The organism is Polaromonas sp. P1_E1_2 (genome assembly GCF_056406035.1).
This window is the reverse complement of the sequence record NZ_JBFUAZ010000338.1, coordinates 1-4,508: the sequence shown is the minus strand read 5'-3', so window position 1 is coordinate 4,508 and position 4,508 is coordinate 1. Positions and strand designations below refer to the sequence as shown.

Here is a 4,508-nt window from a genome sequence, read left to right as displayed (position 1 = left end):
TCGGTATCGTGTCCCAGCTGCAGGCTTTCGCCGAACTGCCGGCCTTGCTGGCCGCGGCGGCGCAAGCGCGCAACGTCGCTTCGCACACGCTCAGCCTCTTCAAGTACGCGGTGGCAGGGCACCATGCCGACGAAGAAAATGAATTGTTCCCGGCGGTGCTGCGCAGCGCCGCCAAGGGGGAAGAGGCCGAGAAGGTCAGCGCGATGATCAAGCGCCTGGTGGCCGAGCACCGCAAGATCGAATCGATCTGGAAAGACCTCGAACCCGCAGTGAAAGCGGCGGCAAAAAACCAGCCGGCAGAGCTGGACCTGCAAGCGGCGGAGGCTCTGGTGCAGGCCTACCTGAAACACGCGCGCTTTGAAGAGGAAGAATTCCTTCCGCTGGCCGAAACCATTCTCGGGCGCAACGGCAACCACATGGCTGCCCTTGGCCTGTCGCTTCACCTCAGGCATGCGCCCATGGTGGTGGGGCATGTCTAGGCGCTTGCGTGGCTGATGTGCGTTGCACCGGAATATTCAAGCAAAAACAGGCTGTAGCCCAATAAGGGAAAGCGCAAGCAGCTATTAAAAGTATAGCGTTCGGGCTCTGAAAACATGCCGCGTGGCGGCCGCCCTCAGCCCCGCAGCTGCTGCGCCAGCAGTACCGCGACGTGAATCGCCTCGCGCTGCGCGCCGTCCCTGATCTGGTGGCGGCAGCTGGTGCCGTCGGCCACCACAATGGCGTCGGGCTGCTTGCGCACCGCTGGCAGCAGGCTGAGTTCGGCCATCTGCATCGACACCTCGTAGTGGTTGGCCTCATAGCCAAAGCTGCCTGCCATGCCGCAGCAGCTTGACTCGATCAGCTCAGGTTTTGCGCCGGGAATCAGCTTGAGCACATCCATGATGGGGCTCACCGCCCCAAAGGCCTTCTGGTGGCAGTGGCCGTGCAGCAAGATGGGTTGGGMTGTCGCTTTCAGCCGGCCCTTGAGCTTGTCGAGTTTGCCGTCGGCCGCTTCTCGCGCCAGGAATTCTTCCAGCAGCAATGCGTGGCGGCTGATGGTGTGCGCCGCTTCGCCCAGGCCCATCACCAGCATCTCGTCGCGCAGTGTCAGCAGGCAGGAGGGCTCCAGGCCGACGATGGCGATGCCCTTTTCGGCAAAGGGCAGCAGGGCTTCCACCACCTCGCGTGCCTTGGCCCTGGCCCTGGATACCATGCCGCTGGCCAGGTAAGTGCGGCCGCAGCACAGGCTTTTGCCGTCCGCCACGGTTTTCGCGGCCACATGTACCGTGTAGCCGGCGGCCTGCAGCACCTTGAGCGCGGCCAGTGCGTTTTCTGACTCAAAGTAGCCGTTGAAGGTGTCCACAAACAGCACGACCGGCCGTGCGGCGGCCAGCACCTCTTCGCGGCTGGCGGTCGTGATGCTTCCTTTCGACGCCGCGCCGGGCTTGTTCAGGCGCTTCCAGAAGGTCTGGCGCGTCCATTGCGGCAGTGTGCGGCGGGCCGACAGGCCCATCAGTTTTTCGCTCCAGGCCGCCAGCACCGGCACCTTGTCGCGCAGGTTCAGCAGCGGCGCCAGGCGGCTGGCCCATTGGGCATAGTCGGGCAGGTACGCGACCATCTTGTCTTTGAGCGTGTAGCMGTGCTTGTGCTTGTAGTGGTGCAAAAACTCCACCTTCATTTTGGCCATGTCCACACCGGTGGGGCAGTCGCGCTTGCAACCCTTGCAGCCCACGCACAGGTCCATGGCCTCCTTCACAGCTTCGCTGGTGAAGGCGTCTTCGGCCTTCATCCCGTCCAGCTGCCCGCTCAATGCCAGGCGCAGTGTGTTGGCGCGTCCGCGCGTGAGGTGCTGCTCGTCGCGTGTCACGCGGTAGCTCGGGCACATGGTGCCGGCGTCAAACTTGCGGCAGTGGCCGTTGTTGTTGCACATCTCCACGGCCTTGGCAAAGCCACGGGCCGGGTCGCCGCCGCTGCCGGGTGCGCTGGTCCTTTCGGTGGCCGGGTCGTTCTGCACATCCCAGGCGCGCCAGTCCAGCGCGGTCTTCAGGGGAATGACACGGTAGCCCGGCGGAAACCGCATCAGCCGCGTGTCGTCCATCTTGGGCGGGTTGATCATGCGTCCGGGGCTCAGCAAGCCCGCCGGGTCCATGTATTGCTTGATGTCGGCGAAGGCCTGGCTGATCTCCGGGCCGAACTGCCACTTGATCCATTCACCGCGGCACAGGCCGTCGCCGTGCTCGCCGCTGTAGGCACCCTTGAACTTGCGCACCAGCACGGAGGCTTCTTCGGCAATCGCGCGCATCTTGGGCGCGCCTTCGCGCCGCATGTCCAGGATGGGCCGCACATGCAGCGTGCCGACGGAGGCATGGGCATACCAGGTGCCCTTGCTGCCGTATTTCCTGAAGATCTCGGTCAAGGCGTCGGTGTAGGCGGCCAGATGCTCCAGCGGCACGGCGCAGTCTTCGATAAAACTCACCGGCTTGCCGTCGCCCTTGAGGCTCATCATGATGTTGAGGCCGGCCTTGCGCACCTCCCACAGGTTTTTTTGCGGTGCGTCCTCGGTCATCTCCACCACCGAATCGGGCAGCAGCAGGTCGCCCATCAACTCGCCCAGGCGCTTGAGCTTGGGCAACAGCTCGGCCTTGCTGGCACCCGAAAACTCCACCAGCAAAATGGCCGCCGGATCGCCGATCAGCGCGCTGCGGATCGTCGGCGCAAAGGCCGGGTTTTGCAGCGACAGGTCGATCATCGTGCGGTCGACCAGCTCTACCGCAGTGAGCGTGCCTTCGCCGATCTTGACGATGAATTGCGCCGCATCCATGGCGCGGTAAAAGGTCGGGAAATTCACCACACCCAGCACCTTGGCCCGGGGCAGCTCGCTCAGTTGCAGCGTCAGCGACCGGGTCAGCGCCAGCGTGCCTTCGCTGCCTATCAGCAGATGCGCCAGATTGACCGAGCCGTCGCCGGTGTAGGGCCGCTCGCTCTGCGGGTCAAAGATGTCCAGGTTGTAGCCGCCCACGCGCCGCATGACTTTCGGCCAGCGCCGCTTGATGAGGGGGTGCAGCTCCTCGGCCAGCGCACGCACGTGGCTGCCCAGCTCGCGTGCCTTGCCGCTGCTGCCGGCGTAAGCGCCCAGCTGTAGCAGGCTGCCGTCGGATGTCCAGGCTTTGGCACCCAGCACGTTGTGCACCATGTTGCCGTAGGCAATGCTGCGGCTGCCGCAAGAGTTGTTGCCCGCCATGCCGCCCAGCGTGGCCTGCGCACTGGTCGAAACATCCACCGGGTACCACAGGCCGTGTTTTTTCAGCGCGGCGTTCAGGTGGTCCAGCACAATGCCGGGCTCTACCTCCGCCGTGCGTTCTTCCGGGTTCACCGCCAGGATGTTGCGCACATGCTTGGCGTAGTCGATGACAAGGCCGGTGCCCACGGTTTGCCCGCACTGGCTGGTGCCGCCGCCGCGCGGCACGATGGGCACCTGCATGTCGCGGCAGATGTCCAGCGCGGCCTTCACRTCGTCTGCCGTGCGCGGCACAAACACGCCCACAGGCATGACCTGGTAGATCGAGGCGTCGGTAGCGTAGCGGCCCCGGTCGGCCGGTGAAAACAGCACTTCGCCCTGTGTTTCGGCGGCCAGCCGCGCCGCCAGCCGGCCGGCAACTTCATTGCTGATGCGGGCCACGTTGTCGTAGGCGTGGGCCGCGGCCTGCCGGGAGATCTTGAGTGGAAGGGGGGCGTTCATCGCGGGCGATCCGGGTTTTGTGTGGGTGTTGAGGCCCGGCCCTGAAGCCAGGCAAAGGTCACGTTGCAGGTCACGCCCTGGAAGGCGTGCTGGAGGGCGCCGCTGCGGCGCGCAGTTGCTGGACCACGACTTCGCGCTTGCTGGCCAGGTGGCCCAGCAGCACCTTGCGCATGGCGGCGGTGTCGCGCGCAGCCAGTGCGTCAATCATCAGCTCGTGTTCATTCACGGCTGACTTCCATTTTTCTTCGTCCTGGTTGGAGCGAAAGCGCAGCGCCTGCAGGCGCGCGTTGACCTGCCGGTAGGTGGTGGTGAGCACCGGGTTCTTCGCGGCCGCGTTGATGGCGCTGTGAATGGCGGAGTTGAGCCGGTAGTAGTTGGGCAGGTCGCGGCGTGTGTAGGCGGCCAGCATTTCAAAGTGCATGGCCTTGATTTCGGCCAGCTCGTCGTCGGTGATGCGCTGCGCGGCCAGTTCGCCCGATTGCGCCTCCAGTCCGGCCATGACCTCGAAGGTATTCAGCACGTCGGCTTCGGTGAGTTCCACCGCTATCGCACCGCGGTTGGGCAAGAGCTCGACCAGGCCCTCTGCGGCCAGCATCTTGATGGCCTCGCGCAGCGGCGTGCGCGAGACATTCAAAACTTCGCTGAGTTCGCGTTCATTGAGCTTGGCGCCCGGCTGGATGCGGTTTTCAACCAGCATCTGGCGCAGGCGGTGCGCCACCTGTTCGTGAAGGGCAGCGCGGGGGATGGGAATGATTTCGGCAGCCATGAGCAAATTTTGTATGCAAAAAAC

Annotated in this window: 3 protein-coding genes; 1 reads left to right on the top strand and 2 read right to left on the bottom strand. The window is 64.5% G+C overall.

The genetic code is table 11. The features are described 5' to 3' along the window. The coding region (locus AC1D1P_RS15070; protein WP_477673542.1) for a hemerythrin domain-containing protein at positions 1-479 on the top strand (479 nt) is incomplete at its 5' end. A gap of 134 nt (positions 480-613) precedes the next feature. Here AC1D1P_RS15070 and AC1D1P_RS15065 read toward each other — a convergent pair. Both AC1D1P_RS15065 and AC1D1P_RS15060 read right to left on the bottom strand, forming a co-directional pair. Continuing rightward, on the bottom strand, positions 614-3,718 hold the full coding sequence (locus AC1D1P_RS15065) for an FAD-binding and (Fe-S)-binding domain-containing protein (RefSeq protein WP_477673541.1): 3,105 nt from the start codon (positions 3,716-3,718) through the stop codon (positions 614-616). Positions 3,719-3,788: 70 nt separating this feature from the next. Beyond that, complete coding sequence (locus tag AC1D1P_RS15060) at positions 3,789-4,484, bottom strand: GntR family transcriptional regulator (protein WP_477670981.1); 696 nt, start codon at positions 4,482-4,484, stop codon at positions 3,789-3,791. Positions 4,485-4,508 lie beyond the last annotated feature (24 nt).